Source organism: Caulobacter rhizosphaerae, assembly GCF_010977555.1.
GTDB lineage: Bacteria > Pseudomonadota > Alphaproteobacteria > Caulobacterales > Caulobacteraceae > Caulobacter > Caulobacter rhizosphaerae.
This window is the reverse complement of sequence record NZ_CP048815.1, coordinates 1,060,595-1,075,664: the sequence shown is the minus strand read 5'-3', so window position 1 is coordinate 1,075,664 and position 15,070 is coordinate 1,060,595. Positions and strand designations below refer to the sequence as shown.

The window sequence follows — 15,070 nt, the reverse complement described above, 5'->3', positions numbered from 1 at the left end:
CTTGAAGGTTTGCAAAGGTCGTGCGCCTACCACCCGCGCTGGGCGATATAGGTTTCCAGCGCCTGGATGCGGGCGGCGTCTGACGGGTGGGTCGAGGCGAACTGCGGGGTGTTGGGGCCGCCGTTGGCCTGCATGTGCAGCCACAGGATCACCGCCTCGCGCGGGCGGTAGCCGGCCCGCTGCATGAAGTCGACGCCCAGGCGGTCGGCCTCCAGTTCCTGCTTGCGCGAGAACGGCAGCAGGAAACCGTACTTGGCCGCGCCGCCGCCATAGCTGGAGATCGCCCGGGCGGCGTCGGACGAGCCGGCCGCCGCGCCCAGAACGCCCAGCACCAGGCTGGAGGTCAGGGTCTGCGACTGCCGCTCGGCCGCGTGGCGGGCGACCACGTGGCCGGCCTCGTGGCCGATCACGGCGGCCAGCTGGTCGTCGTTGTCGACCAGGTTCAGCAGGCCCGTGGTGACCCCGACATGGCCGCCGGGCAGGACGAAGGCGTTGGGGGCGTTGTCCTCGAACACCGCATAGTCCCACGGCCGCTGGCCCAGGCCGGCGGCCTCGACCACCCGCTGGCCGACCGCCCGCACCCGGGTGTTGGCGGCGCGGTTCGCGCTGACCTTGCTGGTGGCCAGGGCCTGGCTCCACGCCTGCTCGCCGGCCTGGGCCAGGCTGGCGTCGTTGACGATGGTCATCTGCTGGCGGCCCAGTTCGGGATTGTAGGCGCAGGCGGACAGGGCCAGGGCGGCGAGGATCGGGACGGCGAACGCGGGACGCAAGGCGGGACTCCGGCGGAAGAAGGAACGGCCCCACCTTGGCGGATCGGCGCCCCGCTTGTCCACGCGCCAGACGGGCGCCGGCCCTGTCAGTCGCCCCGGGACGACTCGATCACCTGGGCCAGGCGCCGGGGGTCGATCGGCTTGGACAGCACCGGAACGTCGCGCAGGTCCGGCCGCACGCCCTGCTCGCCATAGCCGGTCACGAAGGCGAACGGGATCCTGCGTTCGCGCAGCACGTCGGCGGCGGCGAACGAGGTCTCGCCGTCGAGATTGACGTCCAGCAGGGCGAAGTCGAAGACCGCGGCGCGCGCCGCCGCCTCGGCCTCGGTCGCCGAACAGACCGGCCCGATGATCGCGCAGCCCAGGTCGCCCAGCAGGTCCTCGACCAGCATGGCGACGAACAGTTCGTCCTCGACGACCAGCACGCGAAGCGGCTCAGGCGGCGCCGCGGGTGAAGCGGCTGGGCTCTCCGGGCTTGGCGAATTCGGACGTGATCGTGCAGACGACGCCGGTCGGCGGGTAGTCGAGCCGGACCTCACCGCCCAGCTCCCGCGCCAATCCGCCCGTGATGAGGCGGCTGCCGAAGCCCTGGCGGCTTGGCGTGCTGACCGCAGGACCATCGATTTCCTCCCAACGCAATTTCAGCCGCTCGACCCCGTCATCCTTGACGCGCGCCCAGGTCAGGGCCACCCGCCCAGCCTCGTTGGACAGCGCGCCATATTTCGTCGCATTGGTCATCAGTTCGTGCAGGGCCAGCGACAGGGACAGCGCCGCCTTGGGCGCCAGCCGCAGGGGCGGCCCGTCGGTCCTGAACCGGCCGGAATCCCCGTGCGAGCCGATCAGCGAGGCGACCACGTCGCGCAGGTCCGCCCCGTCCCAGCTTTCGAGGGTCAGGATGTCGTGGGCGCGGGCCAGGGCCAGCAGCCGGGTGTTCAGGGAATCGCGGGCCCCGTTGAGGTCGGTGGCGTTGCGCAGGGTCTGACCGGCCACGGACTGCACGGTGGCCAGGGTGTTCTTGACCCGGTGATTGAGCTCGTTGACCAGCAGCAGCTGCAGCTCCTCGGCCCGCTTGCGCTCGGTGACGTCGCGCATCACCCCGGTGAAGAAGCGCTTGCCGTTCTCGCGCCATTCGGCGATCGACAGCTCCAGCGGAAAGGTCGAGCCGTCGCGCCGCCGGCCGGAGACCTCGCGGCCGATGCCGATGATCCGCCGCTCGCCGGTCTGGCGATAGCGGCCCAGATAGCCGTCGTGCTCGGCGTGGTAGGGCTCGGGCATCAGGATGTGGATGTTGCGCCCGAACATCTCGGCCGACGCATAGCCGAACAGGCGCTCGGCCGCCGGGTTGAAGGCCTCGACCCGGCCCATTTCGTCGATCACCACGATCGCATCGACGGCGGTGTCGACGATGGCGCGATAGCGCGCCTCGACATCGCCTGGGCTGGCCTCGTTTCGATGCTCGGTATTCGCAGCTCCGGGCATGTCCGGGTTCGCCCCCTTCAGCGAGCCCGAGCTTAGCGTCGAAGTTGTGATCCGGCCAGGAACTTATCCTTAACGGGAGACGAGCCGCTGGATCTACTTCCCATCCGCGTAAAGTTTCGTATATCTCGTCTAGACAGAACAAGGCTTCGTCTAAGGCCAGCCCGGAGCGTCCTCAGTCCGCTCACAGTTGTGTCTAGGCTGACTAGCGGGGCGTAGCCGGTAAGTAAGCAGCGAGCAGACCAGTGCAGAGGTGCCGCCAATTGCCGCAAACATCGCCGCAGCAACAGCCCGTGACTCTTCGGGAGCCAGCCACTTTGCAAAGAGTGCCAGTCCACCCATCACCGCCCCTGCCGCCGCGCAAGTACATATGTAGACTGCGTCGCTGCGGACCTCGCTGACTAATCGAGCTGCTATCCAAACAGGTACAGTCAGCACGTATAAATACGGCAAATACGTCGCGAATAGAAAAATCGCCAGGGGCGACCACCAGATGCCGCCAACCAATGGATTGATCGCGATTAACATATGACCTTGACGGTCAGCATACGCTAAGGCCGACAACCACAAAATTGCGAACAACGATGGTGGTAAGAGTAGAAAAAACCAAAACAAGGCCCGACTTCTAAAAGGCTTTGGGACACTGTTTGTGATTTTCATCATTCGCCTACACTACCGAAGAAAACGTATCTCGGGTTGGTCCATCATAACAGCCAGTCCCGCGCAACTGCGATCTACTCCGCGTACAGCTTGACCACCTCGTAGAGGAACTGGCGGCCGTTCATCAGCGCCTTGACCTGGATGCGCTCGTTCAGGCCGTGGATGTGGTCGCCGTCGACGCCGGCCATCAGGCCCGACAGGCCGTAGGTCGGCACGCCCGCGGCGTTGGTGAAGCGGCCGTCGGTGGCGCCGGTCAGCATGGCCGGGATGAACGGCACGCCGGGCCAGATCTTGCTCGCGACCTTGGTGGCCGGAGCCATGATCTTCGGCGTCAGCGGCGGCGGCGGGCTGACCGGGTCGGGGTCGGCGGCCAGGGTGATCTTGATGGCCGGGTCGGCGACGATCTGCTCCAGCTGGTCGCGGACGACCTTGGGATCATTGCCCGGCAGGATGCGGCAGTTGACGTTGGCCTTGGCCCGCTGCGGCAGGGCGTTGGGCGCGTGGCCGGCCTCGACCATGGTGGCCACGCAGGTGGTGCGCATCATGCTGTTGCGTCCCGGGTCGCGGGCCAGGACGGCGGCGGCCGCGGCGTCGGCGGGATCCTTGACCATGGCCCGCATGGCGGCCGCCACTTCGGGATCGGGCTCGATCCTGGCGCTCTGCTCGTAATAGCCCTTGGTGGCGTCGTTCAGGGCGATCGGGAAGTCGTAGGCCCCCAGCCGCGCCAGGCCATTGGCCAGGTGGTAGATCGCGTTGTCTTTGACCGGCCGCGAAGAGTGGCCGCCGGCGTTGGTCACTTCGAGATTGTAGTCCATGTAGACCTTCTCGCCGACCTGGATGCCCAGCAGCCGGGGCTGGCCCTTTTCGTCCAGCTGGCTGTCGTCGCCCTCATTCAGGGCGAAGTCGGCCTTCATGGCCTCGGGATACTTCTCCAGCAGCCAGGGCACGCTGTTGAACTGGCCGCCCTCCTCGCCGCAGGTCAGGGCCAGCTTGAGGTCGCGCCGGGGCTTGAAGCCCTCCTGCTTGTAGCGCACCAGGCTGTCGGTGAAGATCGCCGCCATGGCTTTGTCGTCGCTGGCGCCCCGGGCGTAGAAATAGCCGTCCTCCTCGACCAGCTTGAACGGGTCGCGCGCCCAGTCCTCGCGCTTGGCCTCGACCACGTCGATGTGGGCCATCAGCAGGATGGCGCCGGCCTTGGGGTCCTTGCCGTGCAGGGTGGCCAGCAGGGCGCCGGCCTTGGGATGCTCGTCGGGGAACACCACGCGCACGTCGCTGTCGGGGAAGCCCGCCGCCTTCAGCCGCGCGCCCATGGCCTGCGCGGCCGCCGTGCAGCTGCCGACCGAGGCGGTGGTGTTGATCTCGACCAGTTCCTTGTAGAGGCCGCGGAACGCCGCCTCGCTCGAATCCTGCGCCTTGGCGGAGGTCGCGGCCAAGGCCGACAAGGCGGCCGCCGTCAGGAGAAAGCTCTTGGTCTTGCCGCGCATGGTCGTCCCCTAATGTGTGGAACGAAGCTAGGCGGGGTTCGCCGCCCAGCGCAATGGGCGAGGTTGACCGCCGACGCCCGCGGCGATCCTTGCGTTGCCAGGACCCGATTGTCGGCTATCAGGGACCAAAGCCGAACGCCGAACAGGAGATGGACCATGCGGATCAAGTCTATGGCGGCGCTCGCCGTGCTGGCGTCGTGCTCGGTCGCGACCGCCCACGCCGCGGAGACCGCGCCGTTCGATCCGGCCACGGTCGATATCGCCGACATCCTGGCCTGCAAGATCGACGGCGGCCACTATGTCGGGTTTTCGATGTCGGTCAGCGATGACGACAGCCCAGGCGGCGCCAAGGCGCGCGGCTGGGTCAGGCTGCCGCCCCCAAGCCCGATCTTCTCGGCCTATCGCCTGCCCAAGCCGCTCAACGTCTTCGGCCAGACCACCAGCACCGTGGCCTTCAAGGGTTCGGCGATGATGGCGGTCCTCGACCTGCCGGACGCCACCGCGCTCGGCGCGGCGCAGGGCGTCACCAACGTTCTTGCGGGGACCGGACGCTTCATGGGCGAACGCCTGGTCGACGACTCGACCCAGCTGGATCCGGAATCGGGATTTCGCTTCAAGAACCGTTCGTCCCTGAAGATCACGAATCATCCGGCGTTTCCGGGCAAGACGCTGATCGGATGCGAGTACGACGGCCAGTTGCAGCCTCCCGCCTGATGGCCGCCAACAAGCCCGTCGCGCTCACGGCGCTGATCGCGGCGGCGTCCCTCCGGCTCGGCGCGATCGATGCGCCGGCCCTCGCGCAAGGCCAGGACGAGGCCGCCGCGACCGGCGAGACGCGCTGCCCGGCCGGCGGCGCCTTTTCGATCGCCGGCGAAACCTTCGGGCCGGGCGACGTGACGGAGGTCGAGACCCAGTTCAGCGACCTGGGCATGCCGTTGGTCCAGATCGAGCTCAGCGACCAGGGTCGGGCGCGGTTCGTGGCGCTGCAGGACGGACGGGTGGGCGACAGGCTGCCGATCTGCCTGGACGGCGTCCTGCTGTCGGCCCCCTATCTGGCGGAGCCGATCACGGGGTCCAGCCTGCAGATCGCCGGCGGCATGACGGTCCCGGAGACCCGGGATCTGGCCAGGCGAATCCGGGAACAGTTGGGCCTGAAGGACAAGGCGCCTTCAGGCGCGCCGGATCATCCCGTCAAACCCACCGATTGAGGCTGGATCGCCGCCCACGCGGAAATCCCGGGCGCAAGGGCCCGGGATGACGGCTGAGAGCAGAGAGGGTGTCGCCCAGCGTACCGGGCGGCCAGAAACCGGGCGACCAGAAGGCGCTTAAGCCTCTTCCGACCCCGGCGCGGCGGCGCCTTCGAAGCTGCGCGGGGCGCGGCGGCGCTTGGGCTTGGCCGGAGCCTCGCCCTCCGCCGCGGCCGGAGCCGCCGGAGCCGCTTCGGCCGGAGCCTCGGCGCGGGTCGACTTGCGGCCCAGGAAGGCCGGGGCGTGGCTGACGTCGCCGTCCTGGCTGCGCAGCAGCGGCGAGGCCGGAGCCTCGCTGGTCAGCGGCGTGGCCTGCGGCTCGATCACCGCCATCGGATCGCGGTCGCGCGGCGCCCGTTCACGGCGCGGACGCTCGCGGCGGCCTTCGGCCTGCGGCTGTTCGGCGCCCTCGGCGGCGACCGGACGGTCTTCGCGGACGCGGTCCTCGCGGGGACGCTCGTCACGGGGCCGCTCCTCCCGGGGACGCTCGTCGCGGAAGCGGTCTTCCCGCGGGCGGTCGTCACGGGGACGATCATCGCGCGGGCGATCCTCCCGGGGCCGGTCATCGCGGGGACGGTCGTCGCGGGGCCTGTCGTCACGGGGGCGATCGTCACGGGGGCGATCGTCACGGGGGCGATCGTCACGATCGCGCCAGCGGTCGCGACGGCCCTGACCCTGACTCTGACCATCGCGGTCACGGTCGCGGTTCTGGTTGTCGCGGGGACGGTCGTCGCGCTGGCGATCCTCGCGGGGACGGTTCTCGAACCGGTCGCGACGCTGTTCGCCGCCCTGGCCTTCGCCGCCCTCGCCCTCGGCCGGAGCCTCGGCCTGGACCGCTTCCGACGCCTCGGGCTGTTCCTCGGGCTCGGCCTCGAAGTCGATCTCGTAGGCCGAATAGGCGTCCTTGCCGACGATGTCGCTGACCGGACGATTCGGCTGGATGGCGCGCAGGACGCGGAAATAGTGCTCGGCGTGCTGCAGGTAGTTCTCGGCCAGGACCCGGTCGCCGGACGACGTCGCGTCGCGGGCCAGCTGCTGGTACTTCTCGTAGACGCTCTGGGCCGCGCCGCGCACCTTCACGCCTTCGGGGCCGTTCGAATCGAAGGCCCGGTTGGCGTTGTGCTGCTGAGGCTTGCCGCCGTTACCCGCTCCACCGCGATTGTTGCGGCCGCGCTGGCGCTTCATGCCCTTGAAATCTCTCATCTTCTCTTCTGAACCTGTCCGGCGGCGATCAGCGCGTCCGGTGTTTGGCCTCTGGAGCGGGGTGAACCCGGTTAGGGTCTGCCTTCGATGTTCTAGAGACGCTGGTTTCCGTAGAGCCTCCGCCCGGTTCGGGCGCGGCGATCAGCCTGGTCGGCCGTTCGCGCCTGCCGGGGGAGTCTTACGGCCATCGAGACGACCGCTGTTCCCGTCACCCGGCGTTTTGGAAGGAGACCTTATCCGTCTACCGCCTCACGCCAGGGTTTCCAAGGGATTTTTCAAGGCGGGACCGTGGCCGCGACTTTGGCCGCTATTTCGTACCGGTGACAACGCGGTCGTTGACCGACAGATCCTTGATGGTCCGCACGTTCTGGGCGCCGGCCTGCCGGAACAGGTCCTCCACCGCCTGGGACTGGTCGTAGCCGATCTCGACGGCGAACATCGCGCCGGGCTTGAGCACCCGCAGGATCTCGCCGGCCAGGACGCGATAGGCGTCCAGGCCGTCGGGACCGCCGTCCAGGGCCAGGCGCGGCTCATGGTCGCGGACCTCCGGCTCCAGGGTCTCGATCACCTCGGTGGCGATATAGGGCGGGTTGGAGACCACCAGGTCGAAGCTGTCGTCGCCCAGGCCGTTGGTCCAGTCGCCGCGCAGCAGGGCCGTCCGACCGGCCAGGTCCAGGTTGGCGGCGTTCTCGCGGGCCACGGCCAGGGCCTCTTCGGAGACGTCGATCCCCAGCCCCTTGGCGGCCGGGCGCTCGGCCAGCACCGCCAGCAGGATCGTGCCGGAACCGACGCCCAGGTCCAGCATGTTGAACGGCATCTGCTCGGGAAAGGCCTTCAGCACCTCGTCGACGATCACCTCGGTCTCGGGACGCGGGGTCAGGACGTGCTTGTTGACCTGCAGCAGGATCTTCCAGAACCCCTTGCGGCCGATGATGTGGCTGACCGGCTCGCGACGGGCGCGGCGGTTCAGGAAGTCGTCCAGCGTCGCCATCTGGGCTTCGGTCAGCACGCGATAGGGATCGGTGATGATGTCGGTGCGGGTGACGTCGGCGGCCACTTCCAGCAGCAGGCGGGCGTCGATGGCCGGCTGGTCGATCTGAACGTTCTTCAGACGATCCTTGGCGGCGTTCCAGGCTTTGACGAGGGTCAGGGTCATGGGCGGCTCCTTAGCGCGTCATCGCCGCCGGGGCGAGTTTGAAGTCGATGGGCGCAGAAGCTTCCAATCTGAAACCTAGGACATGCGCACGGCGTTCTTGGCCCGAAAACCTCGTCCTTCGACAAGCTCAGGATGAGGTTTCTACTGAACCGTCGCTAAAAGTAGCCCTCATCCTGAGCCTGTCGAAGGACGAGGGCGGCCCCGCGATCAAGTTACGCGGAACCTTAGACCAGCCCCACCCCATCCCCCTCGCGCACCGCCCCGCCCGTTTCCACGTTCAGGTAGACCCCGCAGAACATGTGGCCGTAGTGGTCGAACAGGGCCTTCACCAGCTCGATGTCGCGCTCGGCGGTGACCGGGTCGACGTGGGTGGCGGCGCAGCGGACGATCGGCTTGAGCACCTGCGCCCTCGCCTCGCCCACCCGCATCGTCCGTCCGGTCCAGTCGTTCTCGGCCCAGGCCGGCCAGCCCTCGACATAGAGGTTGGCGCGGAAGCGCAGGGGGTCCACGGGGCGGCCCAGCCTGTCGGCCAGGTCGCGGACGCTGGCCAGGTTGACGATCGAGACATAGCCGCTGCGGCTGTCCATGAACCGGTAGTCGCCCGGCCCCGCGATCACCCGCAGCGGTCCCTGGACCGCGTCGCCCAGCAGGTCGGCCAGCCAGGTCTCGAACCCGCGCCGCCCTTCGTCGCCGCGCAGGTCGCCGGCGAAGTCGGCCCGCCCCTCGGCCCGGGCGGTGAACACCCCGGTCGCCGGGTCATAGGCCGTGCGGGCCTTGGCGACCTGCGGGATCTTGGCCAGCACCGCGAACTTCATCTTCGAGATGTGGGCCGGGGCGGCCGGATCGAAGCCGCTGGGACCATCCTCGACCGCATAGAGGCGGTCGCAGGGAAAGCACTGGCCCGCGACCAGCTCGGCCTGGTCCAGGCGTTCGGGCGTGAATCCCTTGACGGGATGGCGATAGAGGCTGACGACCTGGGCTTGCATGACGCGCAAGGTCGTCGACGACTCGGAGCTTGGCAAGGTGAAGCCTGACCGCGCGGAACGGAGCCGGGCCGGACGTGTTCCCCCACCGGAGGGCCAGGCCATGACAGACACCGTTCCGCGACGCCCGATCCGGTCGTGGATCGCCTCGCGGCCCTATCACCTGGCCCCCTGGATCGCCCTGCTGGCCCTGGTCCCCTTCGTCCTGCCCAAGCCCCGGCCCGGCCACGGGCCGAACGAGACGCCGCTGGACCATCCGCCCGGCCTGTCGGAAGACCGGGCCATGCCGCCGCACGACTTCGACCGGGCCGAGCCGATGCGCGGCCGGGCGGCCCGGCATCCGCACCGCATCCCCGTCCTGGGCTGGCGCGACATCCTGTGGCGCACCTTCCGCGAGATCAGCGTCGACCGGCTGCCGGCGGTGGCGGGCGGCGTGACGTTCTACACCCTGCTGGCCATCTTCCCCGCCATCGGCGCCTTCGTCTCGCTGTACGGCCTGTTCGCCGACGTCGGGGCCGTCGAGAAGCAGTTGCAGGAGATGTCCAGCGTCTTCCCCGCCAGCGTCGTCAACATCATCGGCGAGCAGATGCTGCGCCTGGCCAGCCAGGAACAGACCAAGCTGGGCGTGGCCTTCATGCTCAGCCTGCTGCTGTCGATCTGGTCGGCCAACGCCAGCATGAAGGCGCTCTTCGACGGGTTGAACATCGCCTATGACGAGGACGAGAAGCGCAACTTCGTCACCAAGACCGCCTGGACCTACGCCTTCACCTTCTGCGCCCTGCTGTACGCCGTGGTGCTGGCCGGCGTGCTGATCGCCGCGCCGGTGGTGCTCGAGCGGGTCGGGCTGAGCGCGGCGGCGCCGTTCTGGATCCCGCTGCGTTGGCTGATCGTGCTGGCGGTGACGGCCTTCGCCTTCGCCATGCTGTACCGCTTCGCCCCCTGCCGCGCCCGGCCCCGCTGGCGCTGGGTGATCTGGGGATCGGTGTTCGGGGCGGCGGCCTGGCTGGGCGGATCGCTGGTGTTCTCGGTCTATGTCAACCGCGTCGCCCACTATGACGCCACCTACGGCCCGCTGGGCGCGGTGATCGCCTTCATGGTCTGGATGTGGTTCTCGATCATGACCGTGCTGGTCGGGGCCGAGCTGAACGCCGAGATCGAGCACCAGACCGCCATCGATTCCACCACCGGCCCGGAGAAGCCGATGGGCGAGCGCGGCGCGGCCATGGCCGACACGGTCGGCCTGGCCTTCCACCCCTGGGAGTTCATCCAGCGCGAGGCGGGCACGGTCAAGCGGGTGTCCGGCCGCTACTGGGGCAAGGCCACCGGCCTGGGCAAGGCCAAGCGCCCGCCGGACGCACCCGATTGAACATCAAAACACCGCTCATCCCGGCGAAAGCCGGGACCCAGATCCCGTAGCGGAGAGTCTGACTGGAGTAGCTCAGCGCGCTTGGCCTCACCCTCAAAGCCATTCCATCTGGGTCCCGGCGTTCGCCGGGATGAGCGGAAAAAATGAGGGTTCAGTCGAGCGACGAATGCTCTAAATCGAACCCATGATCTTCGCCCCCGCCGCCGAAACCGATTTCCTCGCCCTCGTCGACCTGGTCAATTCCGCCTATCGCGGCCAGGGCGCCCAGGCCGGATGGACCACCGAGGCCGGCTATATCGACGGCCAGCGCATCGACCTGGAGAGCCTAAGGCAGGACCTGGCCGAGGCGCCCGATGCGGTGCTGCTGACCCTGCGCGACGAGGCCGACGGCCCGCTGCTGGGCTGCGTCTGGATCGAGCCCGACGCCGAAACGCCCGACGCCTGGTACCTGGGCATGCTGACCATCCGGCCCGACCTGCAGGACCGCCAGCTGGGCCGGGCGCTGCTGGCCCACGGCGAAGCCTACGCCCGGGACCGCGGCGCCCGGCGCGTGCGCATGACCGTCGTCCATCTGCGCGACACCCTGATCGCCTGGTACCAGCGCCGGGGCTACGCCCTGACCGGCGAGACCAAGCCGTTCCCCGTCGGCGAGCGGTTCGGCAAGCCGCAGCGCGAGCTGTCGTTCGTGGTGCTGGAAAAGGGGCTCTAGGGTCTGTGGACCGTTAGGCGCTGAGGCGCCGCCCTCGTCCTTCGACAGGCTCAGGATGAGGGCTATTGGTAGGGCGGTTGAGTAGAATTCCTCATCCTGAGCTTGTCGAAGGACGAGGAATTCGGCTCAAAACCGTCAACTGTCCACAGACCCTAGACCCCCACCGCCTCCAGCCAGCGGGCGCACAGGGTCGGCCAGGCGCCGACCGGCAGGTCGGGCGTGCGCAGGGCGAAGCCGTGCGGGGCTTCCGCGAAGACATGCAGTTCGGCGTGTCCCCCGCGGTCCAGATAGGCGCGCTGCAGGCGCAGGCCGTTCTCGACCGGCACGACAGGATCGCTCGCGGCGTAGACGATGAACGCGGGCGGCGGGTCGGCCATCAGCGCCGCGTCCGGCTGCAGGGCCTCGTACAGCGCCTGCTTCTGGGCCGGCTCCAGCGGCGGCTTGTCGGCGACCACGGCCCGCCCCGCGGCGTTGGTCGAGATCGGTCCGTAGGCGACGACCAGGGCGTCCGGCCGCGCGCTCTGGGCCGGCGCCGCCGAGGCCGGCGCGGTCCAGGCGTCGGGATAGGCGGCCGCCAGGCAAGCGGCCAGGTGACCGCCCGACGACAGCCCCAGGACGCCCACGCGACCCGTGTCGACGCCGAGGCCCGGCGCGCGGACCCGGATCAGCCGCATCGCCTCGCCCGCGTCGTCGACCGGCGCCTGCGGGCCGCCGGCCGCGTCGGGAAAGCGGTGGACCAGGACGAAGGCGTGGTAGCCCAGGCTGTTCAGCCACAGCGCCACCTCGACGCCTTCCTTGCCCAGCATCAGCTGGGTGTAGCCGCCGCCGGCCAGGACCAGCATCGCCCCGCCGTTCGGAACCTCGGGCGCGAAGGCCAGGACCTGGGGCCGCTCGACGGCCGCCACCTCCAGGTCCAGCCGCGACGCCGCCGGATCGGCCAGGGTGAACCCCAGGCCGTCGCCGGCCTCATCGTCCCAGACATTGAAACGGAAGGTCTCGCCAAACGGCGTTTGGGTCATGAGCAAGCCACGCGTTTACAGAAAGAGGACCCCGTCCCGTCGGAAGGGGCGGTTTGAGCGACGCGGCCCCATTTGACGAAGGCTTACGCGTCGCTCCACCTGGCGCGCCTGGGTCCCAGGGCGCGCCGTCGCCTAGAACTTGGCGCGCACACCGAAGAAGTAGCGCGAGCCGAAGGTCTCGTTGCCGATGCGGCGTACGGCGTTGTTGTTCTCGATCCGCACCTCGTCCGTCAGGTTCACCCCTTCCAGGAAGACGGTGATCTTGTCGGTGACGTTGTAGCTGGCCGAAGCGTCCAGCGAGCCGAAGGCCTCGTTGAACTCCGGCAGGTTGCCGCGGCCGGTCGGGGTGATCAGCCACTGGTCGCGCCAGTTGTACGAGCCGCGGACGCTGAACTTGTCGTTCTCGTAGTAGAGCGAGACGTTGTAGCTCTTCCGCGACAGGCCCGGGAACGGCAGGATCTCGCCGGTCAGCTGGTTGCGCCCCCGGAAGCCCTTGTCCTGCTGGTAGGTGTAGTTGGCCAGCACGCCGAAGCCGTCGAACGGCGCGGGCAGGAAGTCGAAGGCGTACTGCCCGCCGATCTCCAGGCCGTTGATGATCACCTTTTCGGTCCCGTTCACCGGCCGGGTGATGTTGTAGACCGTGCCGTCGATGGTTTCCGGCGACGACTGGTTGACGATGAACGAGGTGATCTCCTTCCGGAACGCCGTCGCCGAGATGAAGCTGTCCTTGCTGAAGTACCATTCCAGGCCGGCGTCATAGGCGGTGGCCTCGAACGGCTTCAGGTCGGGATTGCCGCGCGAGCCGGTCAAGCCGACCACGTCGATGCTGCGGCGCAGGGCCAGTTGGCTGGGCGCGGCCCGGGCCATGACCTTGCTGACCGCCATCCGGCCGATCACCTGGCCGGGCACGAACTCGAAGCGCAGGTTCAGCGACGGCAGGGTCTTGGTGTAGCCGCCGTTCTGCGCGGCCTGGACGAAGTTGACGATCGGCGCGCTGGCGGGCCCGGTCTGGATCCGGTTGTAGCCGGTCGAGGTGGTCTTGGTGTCGACCACCCGCACGCCCACGGTCCCGCTGATCCCGACCGGCAGGTTCGAGAAGTCGAAATTGGCCTGGACGTAGCCGCTCTTCGTCTTCTCCTCGACCGACCAGGTATCGAGGAAGGCCTGGTAGGTGCCGGGGTCGCCATACTTGGCGGCGGTGTTCGGATTGGGATTGACGGCGTGGACGTCGTTGACCCTGCCGGCGGCCGCCAGGGTCGCCGCATAGGTCGCCATGGTGTTGTCGTTCCAGTACCGGACGCCGCCCGAATAGCCCAGGTCGCCGGTCTTGAAGAACGGGATGTCGTTGGTGACGGAATTGGCGTCGACAATGCCGCTGATGGTCGAGCACGGCACGTCGACGGCCCCGATCGCGCCGCTGCTCGCCTCGTTGCGGCAGTTCAGGCGGGTGGTGCGCTGATACAGGATCTGGTCGGTCTCGAACTGCCGTCCCTGCACCCCGGCCTTGATCGAGGTCAGCCACGAGATGCCGGGCCGGTAGGTGACGTTGAACTGCTCGGCGGTCTCGTCCGAGGTGTTGTTGCGCGGGTTGAACAGCGCGTCCAGGCGGTTGACGCCCTGGCCGCTGGTGACGTCCAGGCCCGGGAACGAGAAGTTCGGGGCGCGCTGACCACCCTTATAGTCGACGATGGCGCGCGGCACGCCGAACACCGTGGCGGTGGAATTGATCTCGTTGTTCTGGACCTCGGCGTTGGAGTAGTCGAAGCGCGCGTCGAAGGTCCACTGGTCCAGCTTCCATTCGCCGCCCAGCGCCGTGGTGTACTGGGTGCGCTTGAGGTCGCCCAGGATGTTGCGATAGGCCAGGTCCATCGGGAAGGCCGCGCTGCTGGTCAGCTCGATGTGGTTGACCGTGTTGTCCGCGCCGAGCGTGGTGTTGGCGTAGTCGATCAAGCCGCCCGAGGCGCCCAGCTGCAGGAAGCTGCTGTTCACGTCCTCCTTGGCGGTGGCGTAGATGGCGTCCAGATAGGCCTTGAAGTTGTCGGTCGGACGCCATTCCAGCACGCCGCTCAGCGCCTTCCGCTCGGTCACGCGGCGGTCGATGATCAGGCGCGGGATCTCGGGGATCCAGTCCAGCGCGCCGTCGCCGTTGACGTCGGTGCTGCGGCCCGGCGTGGCGCCGGCCCCCGTGGCGGTGGCCGCCCGGCGAATCCAGCCGGTGGTGCGGGCGTTGTTGCTGTTGAGGTGGCGCTTTTCCCAGGTGCCCGACAGCAGCACGCCGAACTTGTCGTCGAAGAAGGTCTTGCTGCCGATCAAGGCGAACTTGGGATCGTATTCCTTGGCCAGGTTCGAATAGACGCCCTGGACCGAACCGGCCAGGTATGGGGTCTTGCTATCGAACGGACGGCGGGTGATGACCCGCACGGTGCCGCCGATGCCGCCCTCGGCCATGTCGGCGGTCGGCGACTTGACCACGTCCAGGCGCGAGACGAACTCCACCGGAATGTCGCGGAAATCGACCGCGCGGTCGCTGCCGCCGACGGTCAGGGACAGGGCCGACGAGCCGTTGATCTCGACGCGGTTCAGGCTGGGATCCGCCCCGCGGATGCTGACGCCACGTCCCTCGCCGTCCTGGCGGCTGATCTGCACGCCGGTGACCCGCTGCAGGGCTTCGGACAGGTTCTTGTCGGGAAAGTCGCCGATGTCCTCCGCCGAGATGGTGTCGACCACCTGCAGCGACTGGCGCTTGACGTCCATGGCGCTGCGCAGCGAGGCGCGGATGCCGGTGACCACGATCTCGTCGACCTGGTCGGCCGAAGCCGGGGCGGCGGCGGGCCTCTGGGCCAGGGCGGCGGCCGGAATCGACAGCAGGGCGGCGGTCATGGCGGCCCCCGAGCCGCCGAGCCAAAGGCGCGATCTGATCGACTTCATCATGGTCTCCTCCCGATCCTTTGCCGTCCCGCGACGTCGGGCCCGCCGAGCGGTTCCGGTCACGATTGG

The 15,070-nt window shown here is 68.5% G+C and carries 13 protein-coding genes; 4 read left to right on the top strand and 9 right to left on the bottom strand.

The features are described 5' to 3' along the window. Positions 1-26: 26 nt before the first annotated feature. The 4 genes from G3M57_RS04950 to G3M57_RS04935 all read right to left on the bottom strand — a co-directional run bounded on the left by G3M57_RS04950 (position 27) and on the right by G3M57_RS04935 (position 4,390). The gene (locus tag G3M57_RS04950) at positions 27-770 is read right to left on the bottom strand and encodes a M48 family metallopeptidase (RefSeq protein ID WP_163229132.1); all 744 of its coding nucleotides are present in this window, start codon (positions 768-770) and stop codon (positions 27-29) included. 86 nt (positions 771-856) lie between these two features. Then, entirely contained in the window at positions 857-1,195 is a 339-nt protein-coding gene (locus G3M57_RS04945) for a response regulator (protein WP_082564498.1), read from the bottom strand. A gap of 10 nt (positions 1,196-1,205) precedes the next feature. Further along, positions 1,206-2,249 (bottom strand): sensor histidine kinase, encoded by a 1,044-nt coding sequence (locus G3M57_RS04940; protein WP_163229130.1) that lies wholly within the window; start codon positions 2,247-2,249, stop codon positions 1,206-1,208. 731 nt (positions 2,250-2,980) lie between these two features. Then, positions 2,981-4,390: a M20/M25/M40 family metallo-hydrolase gene (locus G3M57_RS04935; protein ID WP_163229129.1), complete on the bottom strand. Its 1,410-nt coding sequence runs from the start codon at positions 4,388-4,390 to the stop codon at positions 2,981-2,983. A 156-nt stretch (positions 4,391-4,546) separates the two neighbouring features. Between G3M57_RS04935 and G3M57_RS04930 the strand changes: the two genes are divergently transcribed. Next, the gene (locus G3M57_RS04930; protein WP_163229127.1) at positions 4,547-5,104 is read left to right on the top strand and encodes a hypothetical protein; all 558 of its coding nucleotides are present in this window, start codon (positions 4,547-4,549) and stop codon (positions 5,102-5,104) included. After that, the gene (locus tag G3M57_RS04925) at positions 5,104-5,598 is read left to right on the top strand and encodes a SecDF P1 head subdomain-containing protein (RefSeq protein WP_163229125.1); all 495 of its coding nucleotides are present in this window, start codon (positions 5,104-5,106) and stop codon (positions 5,596-5,598) included. The genes G3M57_RS04930 and G3M57_RS04925 overlap by 1 nt, the downstream gene beginning before the upstream one ends. A 117-nt stretch (positions 5,599-5,715) precedes the next feature. Here G3M57_RS04925 and G3M57_RS04920 read toward each other — a convergent pair whose 3' ends face one another. The 3 genes from G3M57_RS04920 to G3M57_RS04910 form a co-directional block, all read right to left on the bottom strand. Continuing rightward, positions 5,716-6,840 (bottom strand): DUF4167 domain-containing protein, encoded by a 1,125-nt coding sequence (locus tag G3M57_RS04920; RefSeq protein ID WP_163229123.1) that lies wholly within the window; start codon positions 6,838-6,840, stop codon positions 5,716-5,718. A 307-nt stretch (positions 6,841-7,147) separates the two neighbouring features. Beyond that, complete coding sequence (prmC, locus tag G3M57_RS04915) at positions 7,148-7,996, bottom strand: peptide chain release factor N(5)-glutamine methyltransferase (protein WP_163229121.1); 849 nt, start codon at positions 7,994-7,996, stop codon at positions 7,148-7,150. A 224-nt stretch (positions 7,997-8,220) separates the two neighbouring features. Further along, positions 8,221-8,982 carry an MOSC domain-containing protein gene (locus G3M57_RS04910; protein ID WP_163229119.1) on the bottom strand — a complete coding sequence of 254 codons (762 nt, stop codon included), beginning with the start codon at positions 8,980-8,982 and terminating at the stop codon, positions 8,221-8,223. A gap of 100 nt (positions 8,983-9,082) precedes the next feature. On the opposite strand from G3M57_RS04910, the gene G3M57_RS04905 reads away from it, so the two are divergent. Both G3M57_RS04905 and G3M57_RS04900 read left to right on the top strand, forming a co-directional pair. Beyond that, entirely contained in the window at positions 9,083-10,345 is a 1,263-nt protein-coding gene (locus tag G3M57_RS04905; protein ID WP_163229117.1) for a YihY/virulence factor BrkB family protein, read from the top strand. Positions 10,346-10,529: 184 nt separating this feature from the next. Then, a complete protein-coding gene (locus G3M57_RS04900) occupies positions 10,530-11,054 on the top strand; it encodes a GNAT family N-acetyltransferase (RefSeq protein ID WP_163229115.1) in 525 nt (174 codons plus the stop codon). A gap of 152 nt (positions 11,055-11,206) precedes the next feature. On the opposite strand, the gene G3M57_RS04895 is transcribed toward G3M57_RS04900, so the two are convergent. After that, on the bottom strand, positions 11,207-12,073 hold the full coding sequence (locus tag G3M57_RS04895; RefSeq protein ID WP_163229113.1) for an alpha/beta hydrolase: 867 nt from the start codon (positions 12,071-12,073) through the stop codon (positions 11,207-11,209). Between the two features lie 132 nt (positions 12,074-12,205). Further along, on the bottom strand, positions 12,206-15,001 hold the full coding sequence (locus G3M57_RS04890) for a TonB-dependent receptor (RefSeq protein ID WP_163229111.1): 2,796 nt from the start codon (positions 14,999-15,001) through the stop codon (positions 12,206-12,208). Positions 15,002-15,070 lie beyond the last annotated feature (69 nt).